The organism is Microbulbifer agarilyticus S89 (assembly GCF_000220505.1).
Classification (GTDB): domain Bacteria; phylum Pseudomonadota; class Gammaproteobacteria; order Pseudomonadales; family Cellvibrionaceae; genus Microbulbifer; species Microbulbifer agarilyticus_B.
Map to the genome: position 1 here is coordinate 57,559 of NZ_AFPJ01000042.1, position 16,118 is coordinate 73,676.

Below are 16,118 nucleotides of genomic sequence, written 5' to 3' on the forward strand. Positions count from 1 at the left end.
CGGCAGGTCACTGGCGGCGTTCGCCAAAAGCAATGTTGGAACCTGGTACGGGATGTTCGAGTTGCTGCTGGGAACCGTCTCGCCATACCACTTCCACGCGCGTCGGCAGCATTCCCTGGCCGAGACCAAAATGCACAAGATTCAGTTGGCTTTGCGAGTGTGTGGCGCTGCCGGAACCAACGCGCTTGAGTCGGGTGAGTTCAGTTTCCCCGTGGGTAACTGTCAGGCGCACGGTTGCCGCAGAAGCATCCGCCCCCTTTGGTGAATAACCTACGTTGACCAATAAAAAGTCATTCGCGGGCGATGTATCATTTAGCTGGTTTTCAAACAAGTGCCAGCGACCCTGATCGTCGTCGCCACTCAGCAGGTCGACATCTCCGTCGAGGTCGTAGTCGAACGCGGCCCCCATGTCGCCATGCCCGGACTGCGGCACGGCAGTGGCGCCATGCATTAATTGCAGCCCAAAGTCCTTGCCTTGGCGATTGCGCAGTAGCAAGTCAACCTTGCGCTGGTGCAGCGCGCCAAACCGATATACGAAAAAGTCCTCAAAGCCATCGTTATCGAAGTCACCGGTTGCCACACCCCAATTATTATCGGTGGTTTGCACCGGCAGCAGCTGGCTTGCGTCGCTAAACCGGTCTCCCTCATTGCGCAACAGCAGGTCTGGGACTCCGAGCTCCTGGGGCTGCCAATCCGGTGTTACGGAAGTTACCCCGTGAATACTAGCGCGCAGGTCCCACGCCAGGTTGTCATTGAGGCGCCACTCAAGCCGCCATTGGCCGTCACGCACGTGGCCCAGATACCAGCCGTTTTTCGTTAGGTCCGCCGGGAAACCTATAGCCTGTTCCCGGCTCACCGAAATGCGGTCAGCACCTGCAGGTGTGTCCAGTGCCACCCCCGCTTCACCGAGGTACACAGGCAGTGTTACCTTTACACCGCGGTGCCAGTGGAAAAAATGATTGAGCTGGAGCTCCCCATCCGCGGTGAAGCTAATACCGTCGTGCCCGCTATTACCTTCATCTCGTAAGTCCAATCGCCGTGACCGCGCATCGAAGGCGACGGCATTGTTGGCAATTTGATAATAGGTTTTACCGCGGGCAAGGTAATAATCAAGGTCGCCATCGTTGTCGATGTCTGCCTCTGCCACCGCCATCACAAAGTCCTGCTCCACCGATTTCGGCAGCCATTCACCTGTGACATCTTCGAACCCAAATTCACCGTCTCCGGCCCATAAGCCAAGCGGCGCGAAGGTGATCAGGTCACTCACATTGTCGCCATTAAAATCGGTAACCAGTACGCGTTCGGCGTCGAGGGATTCAAACTGAGGATGGCTGCGGTAGCGAAATTGGTCCTGGGCGATATTTTCGAACAGGATATTGCGCGGTCCTGTTTCTCCGGGAATCATCATGGCGTTGATCTGCAACAGGTCCAGATCACCATCGTGATCCATGTCGATCCAACGCACAGAGCGGCCCCGTGCGCCCATGTGCTCGATACCACTGCCTTCAGTGATATCGACAAAATTTCCATCGTTGTTTTTTAAAATTCGCGGTGGCTGGGGGCTACTGCCGTTGCCACCACCGAGTGCGACCACTACATCCTGGTCACCATCCAGGTCGTAGTCACCAGCGGCAATGCCGTGGACATCCCAACGCATCAGTGGTGCGGGATCCAATGCATAGTGATTCTCACCAGTGGCCCAAACAAGCTGTGCAGGGACCTTATCGTGGTTACCCAGGAGCAGCTCGTAGCGCCCGTCGCCATTCAAGTCGGCAACCGCGGGACCGCCATATTTCCATGTGGGTTCTGTAACCAGACCGCGGGCTGCGGAAACATCCGTGAAGCGCACAGGTTGGGAGCGCAGTTGGTAGCGCAACAGGGTTTTGTGCGCAGTGATATAGATTGCCGATTCGTCGGCATTAAATGCCAGGTTAGCCGCAACACTCGGTGTCGGGATAGTAGCGAGGTGCTTCCCCTCCTCATCCAGCACCCACACACCACCGGGGCCGGTGGCGAACACCGTACCGGAACTGTGCACCTTCAACCCATCCGGCAAACCACTTCGATGGGCGCCAAGGCCTTTACGATCCAGTTTGTGGAATACGCGACGCGGACCCGGCACGCCGTCGGCATCAAGCTCATACAGGTACCACGCCGGTGTATTGGGATCGGAAGCCGCAACATATAAGCGGCGCTGGTCGGGAGAAAGTGCGATGCCATTGGGCAGATGGATGCTGTCATCCAGTAAGGTCAGTTCCCCGGATGGCGCAAGCGCATAAATACCCTGGAAATCCAGTTCCTTAGCCGGGTCTTCCAGTTGTGCGGGCAACCCGTATGGCGGGTCGGTAAAGTAGAGGGTACCGGTGTGGTGCAGCACGCCATCGTTCGGGCTGTTCAGGCGTTTGCCTTCAAATGACTCAGCGAGAGCTGTATACCTTGGTTGTGGTGTGTCGAGCGGCGCAGTGAGTTTGGCCACGCGCCGCGACCGGGACTGCAGGAGCAATAAGCTATTGTCCCGGTCCAGCAAGAGGCCGTTGGAGTAGCCGCTGTCTTCCAGATAAACGCTTGCCCCCTCGCCCGGGACATAACGGTACACACGATGCGTGGGAATATCGGAAAACAACAAATAGCCAGTGGCTGCAGTATTCGCGTTGCCCCCTGTACTGGTTCCGTGTGCTCCCTGCCCCCGGCCAACTCGAGATGCCGGCGGTACCCACACGGGCCCTTCCGCCCACACATAGCCCTCGCTGACCACCTCTACTTCCGCCTTGGGATCCAGTAGTGACAATACCCGCGGGTCAAAAATTTCTGCAGAACTACCTGCGCTAGCGGTGATTGGCAATATCCACCCGGCAAATGCTGCAATGACTGGCAACGCTTTACTCACGGGGTATCACCCTGTGCGGCAGCTTGTTCGCTACTGGTAAAGCGGCGTTGGTAAAGGCTTTTGTTCAAGCGGGTGACGGCATCAACCAAGGGCTCGTAGGGCGTATCGGTAACGCTCACAAAACCCACATTGTAGTTCTCCCCATCGTATGCGCGGCCGGTCAGCGGGGAGTCGATGTACTGGAACCAGTGGGCTCCCACAAACCAGGGGTTGTCGATCACACTGTGCATGTACTCGGTGTACTTCTTCCCTCGATCCACTTGCGAACTCGCGTGAATCAAACCGGGGTTGAGCAAGCCGGAATCCAGTGCCCCATTGTGAAACTCACCGATGATGCTCGGTTTGTCCAATGTCTCAAGGAAATGCCAAAACTTGTCGCTGACGCCTTCCTTGTAGTAGTTGTAGCTCACCACATCAGCATGTTTAGCTGCAGCGCGACGCACCTCCGGAGTCATGCCCCAATCTGCAAAGCGCGCGCCCAGGTACAAGTGATTGGGCATAAAGTGCTTCACTGCTGCACGCACTACTTTGAAGTACTGCCCGGTGTAGTGTTCAAGCAGTGCGGAAAAGTCCTCCACCATCGCAGGGTTAAAACTCGCCAATGCCACGCCACCAGAAAACTGCTCCCAGGAAGAGATCTGGGTATCCCACGCGCGGTTGAGCTGTTCTATGGAGGCATATTTCTCCTGCATCAACCGCACGAATTCGGCTTTGGTAGGGCTATCGACAGCATCCCGCGACAGGGTATTGATGACGATACCAAAGCGGGTTTCGGTAGAACCCTCCTGGCCCCAGCTCTTTTCATTGTCGATAAATACCCCAACGCACCAAGGGCTGCCCTGCACCTCCCTTGCGACCTGCTCGGCCGTAATGAATGCGCGTTCCTTAAACAATGGATCGAAGGGGTCTGGCAGTGGACTCCAGTAATCTTTGCCACTACTGACAGTCTTGAAGTTACCGATGATCCAGCCATTGGCAAAATAGGGAATGCGATCCATCTGGTAGTAATCGGGATCAATCCAGTTACCGAAAGACGTAAAGCCCCAACTGAGCATGCGGTCGATGGTGACCTCACGCCATTTCGCCATCAGCTGTTCGTCGTCGGTAATCTGGTACTTGCGCTGTAAGTTTGCGCGATAGAAGCTGAAGGTCTCACCGCGCGGAATCGCGCCGGTATGCACTTCCCGCCGATAGCCAAAGTTCTCGCCCAGTGGATCGCCGTAGTCCGGTAGCCAGGTGAACATTTCTGCGCGCAGTGAAGAACTGATATGGCGCGAAGGAAGCGCAGCATCCGGCACAGGGTTAAGCCCCAAGGAATCTTCAGGGGTTAAATCACCGGGCGCACGCTGGGGAACCGCACCCCGATCAAAGTCGTAACCGGTAATGGTGGAGGTATTGGCCAGGCGCACATTGGCGATACCGGTGGAGAAAAAGGGATAGCCTTCCGGGTCCACCAGCGTCCATTTTCCGTCGACCTTTTGTGTGCGAAAGAAGCCGGTGGCATCAAGCTTTGGTCCCTGGGTCCAACCACCGAAGCGAGAGCGCCCCTCCAGTGGTTGCTTACGCAGGATGGATCCTTCTTCCTCAGCTTGCTGGCGCAAAGTTGCAACCGAATCTACCTTGCCTGCAAATTCGCGCTTGGCACTTTGCCCGAAGGCATCGACCAAACCTTTCAGGTAGTCCTGATCCAACGATTGCGGTTGAATCAAACGAACATTGTCGATGCGAATCTCTTTGTCTTCCAGCACTCCGACAACGTTGAATTCGATACGCGCAATTGCGCTCACATCCAAATCTTTCGCGCCGTAGCGAAAGATAATATCTTGGTACTTACTATCCCACGAAGGCGGGTTGGACCGGATGCCGGTCTCTACCCCAAGATCCGGACCTTTCAGCTCAAAGAAGTAGGTGTTATCCGAGCGTTCTGGCACGACAAAACTACGGTTATGGGTCTTACCCTGTTGATCGTGGGCTTTCACATAAAAATGCACAGAAGATGGCTGTTGATTGGCGATGTCCAGTGCAAATGCAAACGTACCCAGTTCACTCCAGTCCCATGGCGATTGGGGTGAAAAGGAAAAGCCAGCTGTGTAGTGGTTTTCCGTTTGCAGCTTGATATTCAGTGCCTGCCCATTCTTGTCAGTTGTACCTCCAACCAACGTGGCCACCGCATTATGCAATTTGATCTCTGGCGGTACTGCAGTGTCTTCGAAATCCCATAAGGATTCGCCAATCGGGCGCTTATCCAATTGCGCCGCACTGGTCTGCTGCTGGCCATCCAAACGCTCGCTACAGGCAGCTATCAGCGCTCCCGCAAGGCAAGTTAAAACCGGCAACAAGATTCGATACCGCATTGTGGGTCCCCACCTCAATGATTATGAAAATATGGTGTGTTTACGCAGCCTGTGGCTCAACCGTGGAGCCTTCTTCGCCCTCGTGCAGCGTAATTTGCTCGATTTTTCCAACGAGAAATAAATAGGAACAAAGCCCCACCACGGCAAGCGCACCAATCAATGCCAGGGCAGGACGAAAATCACCATCGTGTGCGAGCGCCCCGATTGCGACCGGGATAATTACGGCGGACAATCCACCAACAAAATTAAAACAACCGCCTACCAGTCCGACCATATTTTTGGGCGCAATCAAGGAGACAAATACCCAGGTGATAGAGGCAAGCCCATTGCCAAAAAAGGCAAGAGAGAGGAAAAATGTCACCGCTGCCGTAGACTCCACATAATTCGCTCCAATCATCGAGCAGGAGAGCATAAGCCCAATGATGACCGGGGTTTTACGTGAAAATTCATTGGTGAACCCGCGCCGTACCAGCCAATCGGAGGTGAAGCCGGAGAGTAAGACACCGCAAAAAGCAGCGAGAAAAGGAATGGAAGCAAGAAAGCCGGTTTTGAGATCACCCATACCGCGGTACTCCGCGAGATAGGTAGGAAACCAGGTTAAAAAGAAAATCAGGGTACTGCCAAGGCAAAACTGGCCGATGTAAATTCCCCACAGTTTGCGGCTAGAAAACGCTAGGCGCAGGCTCTGCCAATTAATTGCCGCCTGTTGCGGGGCCGCACGTACAGGTTTCACCACCGCTGAATGGGTTTCTGCTTGCCCTGCATCCTCTTCCCGCTCTTTGACGACGTCTTGGGAATCTCCCGATTCGCGATACAGGAAATACCAAACCACCGCCCAGACGATGCCGATAAGGCCCGACACGATAAACAGCCCACGCCAACCAAACCACTCCTGAATCACCGCCAGCACGGGCATCAGAAAGGCCAATCCAATAAATTGCCCAGAGGTATACACGGCAATGGCACTGGCGCGCTCACGCTCAGGGAACCAATGGGTAACAATTTTATTGTTCGCAGGATACGAGGGCGCTTCAAACAGCCCGATCGCCATACGGCAGCCCACCAGGGCCGCGAGGGAGCTAACCAATCCCTGCACAACCGTCGCCAACGACCAGGCGATCAGGATAAAGGGGTACAGGATCCGTACACGCACCGCATCCACGATCATGCCGCCGGGAATCTGCATGATGGAATAGGTCCAGGCGAACGCCGAAAAAATAATCCCCATTTGTACCGGAGAGAGCTCCAGGTCCTGTGAGATCGCATTGGCCGCAACCGAAATATTGGTACGGTCCATGTAGTTGATCACCACACTGATGAAGATCAGAGCGAGCACACCAAACTTGCCGCTCTTTACGCTAGCACTGCCGCTCCGTCCTTTGGTCCCACCGCTCATCTGCCTGGTTACTCTTGTTAATGCGCGTATCAGCGCTCTTATTATTTTGTGACGTGATCGAGCAATCGCTGGCTACACCATCACGAGAACAAGGTCGCCCCTTACAATTGTTAACAATTTACATTACTCTCCTCGGCATAACAATAACCGCCCCTCAAACCGGGGGCACAAGGAGACGCGATGAAAACCACCTCTCTCACTTTGGCGGCCCTTGCGCTGTCATCCTCCGCGCTGGCTTCGGACTGGGACAATATTCCTGTTCCCGCCGATGCCGGAGCCGGAAATACCTGGAAACTCCACAGTCTTTCTGACGATTTCAACTACGCCGCGCCACCCGTCGGCAAGAGTGCGACCTTTTTTGAGCGCTGGAGCGAAGGCTTTATCAACCCCTGGCTAGGCCCGGGTGAAACCGAGTACTACGCCCCCAACTCCTATGTGGAAGGCGGTAACCTGGTCATCAAGGCCAGCCGCAAGCCCGGCACCATCAAGGTGCATACAGGCGCCATCCACTCCAAGGAGAGCATGACCTATCCGCTGTTTATGGAAGCGCGGGTAAAAATCACCAACCTCACGCTGGCCAATGCGTTCTGGCTGCTGAGCTCGGACTCCACAGAAGAGATCGATGTACTGGAGTCCTACGGCAGTGACCGCCCCAGCGAGACCTGGTTTGACGAGCGCCTGCACCTCAGCCATCACGTATTTATCCGCGAGCCGTTTCAGGACTACCAGCCGAAAGATGCGGGGAGCTGGTATCCGAACCCCGATGGCGGCCACTGGCGTGACCAGTTTTTCCGTATTGGCGTTTACTGGATCGACCCGTGGACACTGGAGTACTACGTAAATGGTGAGCACGTGCGCACCGTCTCCGGTGTTGAAATGATTGACCCCTATGGCTACACCAACGGCAATGGCCTCAGCAAGCCGATGCAGGTCATCTTTGATGCGGAGCACCAGCCCTGGCGCGATGCGCAGGGAACCTTGCCCCCCACCGATGAAGAGCTCGCCGACCCAAGCCGCAACAAGTTCCTGGTGGACTGGGTACGCTTCTACAAGCCAGTGGCAGACAGCAACGGGGGCGGCGACCCGGGCAATGGCGGTGATCCAGGTAATGGGGGCAACCCGGGAAGTGGCGAAACCATTCGCGTTGAGATGGGCAGCTTCTCCGCTACCGGTAAAGCAGGCGCGGCCGTTGCCGGCGACACCGTTGCTGGCTTCAACGCCAATGGCGACAACATCAACTACAACACCCTCGGGGATTGGGGCGACTACACCGTAAATTTCCCGGAAGCGGGTAGCTACAACGTGGAATTGCTCGCCGCCTCCCCCACCACTTCCGGCATCGCAGCGGACGTGCAGGTAGACGGCAGCTACGTAGGTACCATTCCCCTGAGCAGTACCGGTGACTGGGAGCTGTACAATACATTTACCCTGCCGAGCACGATTTATATTGCTTCAGCAGGCAACCACACAATCCGTGTACAAAGCGCTGGTGGCAGTGCCTGGCAGTGGAACGGCGATGAAATACGCTTTACCAAAACCGAGGATGACAGCACACCACCGCCGCCACCAGCGACTGGTGCCACCATCACCGTAGAAGCGGAAAGCTTTGCTTCTGTCGGCGGCACCTATGCCGACGGACAGGCACAGCCAATCAGCGTTTACACCACCAATGGCAGCACCGCGATCAACTACGTGAATGCCGGTGACTTTGCCGACTACACCATCAATGTTGCCAACGCAGGCACCTATGCCATTACCTATCACGTCGGTAGTGGCGTAACCGGTGGCAGCATCGAGTTTCTGGTGAACGAAGGCGGTAGCTGGAATAGTAAAACGGCAACGCCTGTACCGAACCAGGGCTGGGACAACTTCCAGCCACTAAACGGTGGCAGCGTCTACTTGGAGGCAGGTACGTATCAGGTGCGCCTGCATGGTGTCGGCAGTAACGACTGGCAGTGGAACCTGGATAAGTTCGTGCTGAGCAACTAATCACCAGTCATACAAACTAAAAAAGGGGGCCAGTGGCCCCTTTTTTCGTTAATACGATGATGCAGGCGAGATCTTGCAAGAGATACAAGCCCCCTCTGCCGGCTATGCCACCACCACCGGTGTGTTTGAAACACCAGACTACCTTTATGTCGGCAGCCTGCTCTCAGAAAATCTGGGACGCATGCAAAAACACTAGCAATACCGATTACCGGCGAAAGGGGTTTAGTAGCGCGGGCGCTCTGAGCAGCCCGCCTAGGTCCCACTTTCGCTTCGCCTTCGTTGCGCCGCCCTCACCCTGGGCATGCAGCAAGCGAACCAATGCCTCCACATCCCCACCTGAAAATTTGAACGGTGCGAAATTGCGTTCACCGCGTTTTGCCAGAAATGCGCGCACGGCGTCATCTACCGGGACATACTTCATCGACCATTCGTTAAAGCCCCGCTCACGTATATTTTTTAACGACAGAATCGTGGCGTCACTGTGACGAGGATCGGAGGTGATTCGCTCATAGGTTTCGGTGACCACGGTGCGACCGCCCTCTAGCACCTGAAAGAAGTACCCATCGCCAAAATAGAGCACCCCACCAATATCGACGCGACTGTTATTGCGACGGCTCTGCATCAATATGCGGGCGACGGAAGGCTCGACTCCCTGGCTATTGGGTGCGGGCTTGAACGTGGCCCGGCTCGCGTATACCAACTGGATTAGATCACTCAAGGCCTTCTCCGAATTTATGCATTATGTGATAGGTCTATACGCAGCGTGGTGAAAAATGGATCTGTCGAGATACCGTTCAAGAATACAAGACCAAAGATGAGTACAACCCCGGACAAATATTTAGTTGACCCGCAGAGATCAAGTACGCAGGGAGAAGCGAATACCCAACGTACAGACCGCGAGTGCCGGGAATGCGCTACAAGAACTACGCAAGCAGGTACTACGACTCACCTAGCCATGGAATTAGCTGAAGATAGGCCCGTAGAGTGCCGCACCGACAAATCGCGCGCGCTCCCCAAGGCTTCGCTGAATGCGCAATACTTCATTCCACTTCACCATACGCTCACTGCGGGCAAAGGAACCGACTTTGAGCTGGCCCGCGTTGGTTGCAACCGCGAGATGGGCAATAAACGCATCTTCCGTTTCACCCGAACGCGCCGATACGACCGGCAGCCAACCGGCTTTCTGGGTCATTTCGATGGCGGCCATGGTTTCGGATACGGTACCGATCTGATTGAGTTTGATCAGTACGGAATTCGCCAACTGGTTATCGATGCCATTTTGGATACGGGCAATGTTAGTAGTAAAGAGATCGTCACCGATTACCTGTACACGTTTGCCCACTTCTTCAGTAAACCGTTTCCAGCTATCGAAATCGGTGTCCGCAAAGGGGTCTTCGATAGAGATGATCGGGTATTTGTCACACCACTCAATCATCAAGTCACAAAACTCGGAGGGGGTAAATGAGGTACCGTCTTTCTTCAAGTGGTACCGCTCACCGTCGTACAGATCACTGGCGGCGATATCCAGAGAAATGGCCACATCTTTCCCAGCTTCATAACCCGCCAGACGCACCGCTTCCAGAAGGACTTCAAAAGGCTCTTCATTACTGTCAAACGCTGGCCACCAACCACCTTCGTCGGCAAGACCAACACTCTTGCCCCGCCCCTTCATCACTTCACCGGCGGCATGGTAGATATTGAAGGTCATCTCCAGCGTTTCTTCGTAGGTTTTCGCACCCACCGCAATAATCAGGAAGTCCTGAATATCAATGGCCCAGTCGGCGTGTGCGCCACCTCCCAGAATCTGGATCTCATTCAATGGGAGCAGGGTGCCCTGCCCTTTGCCCAGGTATTCATACAGCGGCACGCCGCGCGCGTTTGCCGCGGCATGGGCGCACGCCATGGAGACGCCAAGGGTAGCGTTAGCGCCGAGCCGGGATTTATTTTCCGTGCCGTCCAGCTCTACCAGTTTGCCGTCGATCGCTTTCAGGTCGGTGACGGTCATGCCCTGCAGCGCCGGGGCAATTTCCTCGCGAATATTCGCAATCGCCTTAAAGACAGACTTGCCGCGGAAAACAGACTTGTCACCATCGCGCAGCTCAAGTGCCTCAAACTGCCCAGTGGATGCACCACTGGGCACCAAGCCAGAACCGGTCACGCCGTTCTCGAGGGTGACTTCTACTTCAACCGTGGGAAAACCCCGTGAATCGTATATTTGAAACGCGTCAATACTTTGGATATTCATGGCGTGCTTAATTTATTTACCGTGTTTATTTACCGCTAATCATTCTGCGGCCAAAAGTTCTGTCCATTGATGGAGCAGCTGACTTAATGTGGTTGGTCCATCAGGGATTACTGCGTAAGCAAAGTCCCTGACGGTTTGTTGCTGGCTGGCATTCAGGTACTCCACTGGGGACTTTCCATCTACCCGGGCCAACATCAACATGGGCAGCAGGTGACACAGCCGGGACTCGAAGTCATCGTCAACAACCTCTCCCGCCGCAGCCAAGTAGGCTTCCCACACCTTCTCGCCCAGGCCCAGAATTTGCGCCGCGTTCTTTGGCTTGTGCAGTGCCTTGAGCAAAAAGTGATTTAACAGGAAGGCGACATCAAAGACGGGGTCGCCATACCAGGCCACCTCGCAGTCGAGAATCACCAGCTTGCCATTCCCAACCATCAGGTTTTTCGGGCTGTAGTCACCGTGAATAAGACAGGTAGCCGTGCTTGCAATCCGATCGGCCTCTGACACAAAGTGCGTGTTCAGCCCGGGGTGCCGGCTACCGGTTTTCAATAGGTATGGCTCAAGGCGAAGCTCGGTGAAGTCCTTCAGGGTATCGAATTTAGCTTGTGCCGAAGAATCACCAACGGACTTCTTGTGAATGCTGCCAAGATAGCTCCCCGCAAGGCCTGCATACTGGCGATCATATTCGCCAAGTAGCAGTCGCGACTTCCAGTTTTCCAGCCCTCCCTCAATCATTTCCATGCAGAAAAAATACTTTTCTGCATCGGAATAGAGAATGGCGGGCACAGACTCGGGCAGGAATGCACCGACATAACTCAGGTATTCCTGCTCGGTGATATTGCGTTTGATATCCGCAAACCAATCGTCTTTTACCTTGAGCTTGTCCAGCGCACGCTTAACGACAAAGCGTGCCTGACCGTCGTCTACCAGCAGGATCTCACAAGAAACCCCGCCGGAGAGCGGGGTAAAGGTTGCATCCTGTGAGTGCAGAAGACCTTTTTCGATCAGGTAATTACATAACGCTACCTGATCCACAGTTATTCCTCTTCGGGTTCGGCGATCGACAAATTGCGTGTGTAGTCCAGCATTGTTTCGCGGCTGTTCACGCCACCACCCATGCCACTGGCACTACAGGCACCATACGGCAGACCGTACGCAAACACGTTGTGCGCATTTACCCAGCTGTTGCCAGAGACCATCTTCTTGGCGATGGAAATAGCGCGGTCGTTGTTCGTGGTCCAAACGCTGTTGGCCAACCCGTAGTCCAGACTATTGACCTGACGCAGGGCATCGGCGTCGTCCTTGAAAGTGGTGATGTAAGCCACTGGCCCGAAAATTTCCTCACGGAAGCAAATATTTTCTTCAGAGCCCATCAACAGCGTGGGACTAACGTAGTAGCCAGAACGCTCCGCGTCAGAGAGCGGCTGGCCGCCATACACAATCTCTGCACCCTGTTCCTGCCCCTGTTGAATGTAGCCGTTGACGGTGTTCAGTTGGCGCTCGCTTACTAGCGGGCCCATCTGGCTGTCTTCGTTCATACCGGCCTTGATCAGCACTTTGTCGAGCTCCGCTTTTACCTGCTCGATAAATTCGGACGCTACGCTCTCATGCACAATCCAACGGGTCGCAGTGCAACATACCTGCCCAGTATTCAGGGTAATAGCACCAGCCAGACCCGCGGCAGCGGCGCTGATATTTGCGTCGTCGCAGATAATGGACGCGCCCTTGCCTCCCAGCTCCAGCTTCACCGGCTTCAGGTTTGCGCCACACGCTTCGCCAATCAGACGACCCACGCGGGAAGAGCCAGTGAAAGAAACAAAGCGCACTTTCGGGTGCTGGGTAAATACAGAGCCGACTTCCGGCCCCTCGCCCGGCAGCACATTGATCACGCCTGCGGGAAAACCAGCTTCCTCCGCCAATTTCGCGAGATACAGCGTGGAAAGCGGGGTTACCTCAGATGGCTTCACCACCACGGTATTACCCGCCGCAAGCGCCGGTGCAATACCCCACTGGCACAGGGTGAGCGGGAAGTTCCAGGGAAAAATAAAACCGACCACACCGTAGGGCAGGCGCACTTTGCGGGCCTGCTTCATACCGTCGAGAGTCAGCGGGGTTTCAAACTCTTCTTTCTCACAGAGATCCGCAAAATAACGCAGGCACTCGATGCCGAATGGCACATCGAACCCACGGGCGTTTTCTACTGGCTTACCGACATCCAGAGCTTCCAGCTGCGACAGTTCCTCGGCGTCGCGCTCACACAAGTCTGCAAGCTTGCGCAACAGTGCGGCGCGCTCATCAGGGCTGGTCTCTTGCCAGGAAGAAAATGCAGCATGGGCTCCTTCAATAGCTTGCTCAGCGTCACTGGCAAGAGCCTCGGAAATCGTTGCCAGATGGGATTTATCTGCCGGGTTCTCCACAGCCATGGACTTGCCAGGACTACCCGTGACCCAAGCACCATTGGAATAGAAAGGGACGGGGGACTGACCAATAAACGCCTGGACCTTTGCGGTAGTTTCAATCATCACTTTACCCATTATTTTTGGTTATCGACTAAAGGTGGGACTGCTGTAACTACGACATTACGCCTTTTGTTAACAATCTACAACATATAAATTGGCATGAAAAGGTGCTCTATTAATTACCTAACAGGGAAAAGGCAGCGCATTACCAATCTGGCACCAATGTCAGGAATGTCCAAACCACACACTTTTTGTCAACAATTTACTATTTACAGTAGCCTGCCGGCGCCGCTAGTATCCGCGAGACAAAACGATAAAAACGATCTGGAGAGAGAGCGGATGAGACCCTATTCCCTACCTGCGCGATTCGCTTTGCTTACCCTGACCGCAGCTCTTGCGGCCTGTGGCGGAGGCAGTAGCGGCAACTCTGGTAACGACCAGCCGCCACAAGACAACGGCGGTGTGCAACAAGACACACGTCCCGATGCCTTTGCATTTTCCGCCGTTAACGACGCGGACCTGGATACGGCTTATACCTCCGATGCCACTACCGTCTCCGGTATCAATACGGCCGCGAATGTGAGCATTAGTGGTGGAGAGTACTCGGTGAACAACGGCAGCTATTCCAGCGATGCCGCCACCCTTGAGAATGGTGACAGTGTCGCTGTGCGTGTCACTTCGAGCACCGCATACAGTACCGCAGTCGTCGCCACGCTGACGATTGGTGGAGTGAGCGCGGAATACACAGTCACCACTATGGCAGAACCTGTAGAACCGGCCCCTCCGGCAGAGAGTGCGATTAGAGTCGACTTCAACCTGAATATGCGGCACTCGGTGGGTGGTGAGTCAGAATTTGATCGTCGCAAGTTCATAACAGTCCATGCTTCGAATACCGAAAATGACTGGTTTGGTGGCAACTCGCAAAGCGCCGGCGCGGCGAATGAAGACCCGGACCTGATGACGAATTTCCTGGAAGGTTACGATGTCTATTTCGGCCGGGACACCGGCGGCATGAAATGGCAGTTGAGCCAATTGCCAGAAGACGGCGCGCGTCCTGGGTTTATCGATGTGGATTCAGCTATCACCAACGGTGGCGGTATGCGCTGGAACTACACCAAAGACATCAGCACAAAAGGCGAACTGATCCGGAAACATGGTCACCGTGCCATCGACATGGTGGTAGGCGGCCAACAGCACCCCTACTGGCCCAATGGCGCTGATACGGGTATGGGCTGGAGCTTCTCCACAACCGACACCGATGCAGAGCCGTTTGGTACCGCTGTCGGTCACTATATGGCGAATTTTCTCTACGAGTATTTTAATCGCGGCGAAAATGATGAATTTGGTCAACCCAAGCCGGTTTATCTCGAGGTAATGAACGAGCCTCTTTACGAACTGGTGGATTACCCACGCGAAGGCACCACCGCCACCACCCCGCAAAAAGTATTCGATTTCCACAATGCTGTGGCAAACGAAGTTCGCGCATATCGCGATACATGGAATCAGGCATCACACGAGAATGTCTTGATTGGCGGCTACACCGTTGCCTTCCCGGATTTTGAAAAAGACAACTTCAACCGCTGGGAAGAGCGCGACAAGCTGTTTATCGATGTCGCCGGCGACAACATGGACTTCCTGTCCGTGCACTTCTATGACTTCCCTGCATTTCAGGGCACCCGACAGCTCCGCCGCGGCAGCAATATTGAAGCCACCTTCGATATGCTCGAGCAATATAGCCTGATGGCAACCGGTGCACGCATGCCGTTTATGGTTTCTGAGATTGGCGCCACGGTGCACAGCATGATGAACGACGCCTGGTCGCCAGAGCGCGACAGTTACAAATTGCGCGCCTTGAACGGCCTTACCATGAATATGCTGGAGCGACCGGACCAAATTCTTAAGTCCATCCCGTTTGTCACCATCAAGGCGGAATGGGGGCGCGACCCAGATACCGGCATGCCCTACACCAACCGCCTGATGCGACAGAAAAAAGAAGGGGATGGTGAAACTGGCGATGCGTGGGTATACACCGAGTTCGTCAAGTTCTACCAGCTGTGGTCCGAGGTAAAAGGTACCCGCGTAGATAGCTGGGCGAGCGATCTGGATATACAGGTGAATGCCTATGTCGATGGCAATACTGCGTATCTGGTACTTAACAATCTGGAACAGGAAGCCTCGGTACTGGACCTCGCCACCCTCGGTATCGCTGGGAACAGTTTTGACCGTGCGACTATCAAGCAATTGCACTATGACGATAGTGGAAAGCCTGTACTGGACGAAACCTCGGTCACCGAGTTGCCACAAACGTTTACCTTAAACGCCGAAGCGACCGCCATTTTGCAGTTGACCTTTACCGATGCGATTACCATCGACAACGACAATATGGAAACCAAGTACTACGCAGAGACTTACAAACAGGCCATTACTGCTGGTGAAAAAATTTCGTTCGCCATCAACGGCGTTACCCTAGGCGATAACGGCGAAGCAATCTTGCGTTTGGGCGTCGGCCGAGATCATGGCAAGTCCCTCACGCCTTCCGTAACCATAAACGGCAACACCTTGTCCGTGCCGGAAGATTACCAGGGCTACGACCAATATTACGGTGGCAAAGGTCGCGCACAATTCTTCGGCGTTATCGAGATTCCCGTGGACCACAGTTACCTGAGTGAAAACAATGCAATTGAAATTGTATTTGACGATGACGGTGGTTTTGTCAGCACTGTCACCGCACAGGTGTCCAATACTTCGTCCCCATTAAGTCGTGGTGCGCGTAACTAATATACTTTTTCGT

General features: G+C 54.6%; 10 protein-coding genes. 3 read left to right on the forward strand and 7 right to left on the reverse strand.

All coding sequences use genetic code 11. The features are described 5' to 3' along the window. Positions 1 to 7 precede the first annotated feature (7 nt). The 3 genes from AS89_RS18250 to AS89_RS0113390 are packed head-to-tail and all read right to left on the reverse strand — an operon-like array spanning position 8 to position 6,637. Complete coding sequence (locus AS89_RS18250) at positions 8 to 2,887, reverse strand: SMP-30/gluconolactonase/LRE family protein (protein ID WP_010133203.1); 2,880 nt, start codon at positions 2,885 to 2,887, stop codon at positions 8 to 10. Next, on the reverse strand, positions 2,884 to 5,241 hold the full coding sequence (locus AS89_RS0113385) for a beta-galactosidase (RefSeq protein WP_029250032.1): 2,358 nt from the start codon (positions 5,239 to 5,241) through the stop codon (positions 2,884 to 2,886). The genes AS89_RS18250 and AS89_RS0113385 overlap by 4 nt, the downstream gene beginning before the upstream one ends. Before the next feature lie 40 nt (positions 5,242 to 5,281). After that, complete coding sequence (locus AS89_RS0113390) at positions 5,282 to 6,637, reverse strand: MFS transporter (RefSeq protein ID WP_010133207.1); 1,356 nt, start codon at positions 6,635 to 6,637, stop codon at positions 5,282 to 5,284. Between the two features lie 180 nt (positions 6,638 to 6,817). On the opposite strand from AS89_RS0113390, the gene AS89_RS0113395 reads away from it, so the two are divergent. Together AS89_RS0113395 and AS89_RS19025 are read left to right on the forward strand one after the other, a co-directional pair. After that, on the forward strand, positions 6,818 to 8,626 hold the full coding sequence (locus AS89_RS0113395) for a carbohydrate-binding protein (protein WP_010133209.1): 1,809 nt from the start codon (positions 6,818 to 6,820) through the stop codon (positions 8,624 to 8,626). Between the two features lie 73 nt (positions 8,627 to 8,699). Beyond that, positions 8,700 to 8,822, forward strand: coding sequence for a hypothetical protein (locus AS89_RS19025; protein ID WP_258165063.1), 123 nt, complete (start codon positions 8,700 to 8,702; stop codon positions 8,820 to 8,822). Between the two features lie 9 nt (positions 8,823 to 8,831). Here the strand turns inward: AS89_RS19025 and AS89_RS0113405 are convergent, their stop codons facing one another. The 4 genes from AS89_RS0113405 to AS89_RS0113420 form a co-directional block, all read right to left on the reverse strand. Further along, the gene (locus AS89_RS0113405) at positions 8,832 to 9,344 is read right to left on the reverse strand and encodes a BLUF domain-containing protein (RefSeq protein ID WP_010133210.1); all 513 of its coding nucleotides are present in this window, start codon (positions 9,342 to 9,344) and stop codon (positions 8,832 to 8,834) included. Positions 9,345 to 9,587: 243 nt separating this feature from the next. Next, on the reverse strand, positions 9,588 to 10,871 hold the full coding sequence (gene eno, locus AS89_RS0113410) for a phosphopyruvate hydratase (RefSeq protein ID WP_010133211.1): 1,284 nt from the start codon (positions 10,869 to 10,871) through the stop codon (positions 9,588 to 9,590). 39 nt (positions 10,872 to 10,910) lie between these two features. Next, entirely contained in the window at positions 10,911 to 11,903 is a 993-nt protein-coding gene (locus AS89_RS0113415; protein ID WP_010133212.1) for a phosphotransferase family protein, read from the reverse strand. Positions 11,904 to 11,905: 2 nt separating this feature from the next. Beyond that, positions 11,906 to 13,390, reverse strand: a complete 1,485-nt coding sequence (locus AS89_RS0113420) for an aldehyde dehydrogenase family protein (protein WP_029250033.1) — start codon at positions 13,388 to 13,390, stop codon at positions 11,906 to 11,908. A 276-nt stretch (positions 13,391 to 13,666) separates the two neighbouring features. On the opposite strand from AS89_RS0113420, the gene AS89_RS0113425 reads away from it, so the two are divergent. Beyond that, the gene (locus tag AS89_RS0113425; RefSeq protein WP_010133214.1) at positions 13,667 to 16,105 is read left to right on the forward strand and encodes a hypothetical protein; all 2,439 of its coding nucleotides are present in this window, start codon (positions 13,667 to 13,669) and stop codon (positions 16,103 to 16,105) included. Positions 16,106 to 16,118 lie beyond the last annotated feature (13 nt).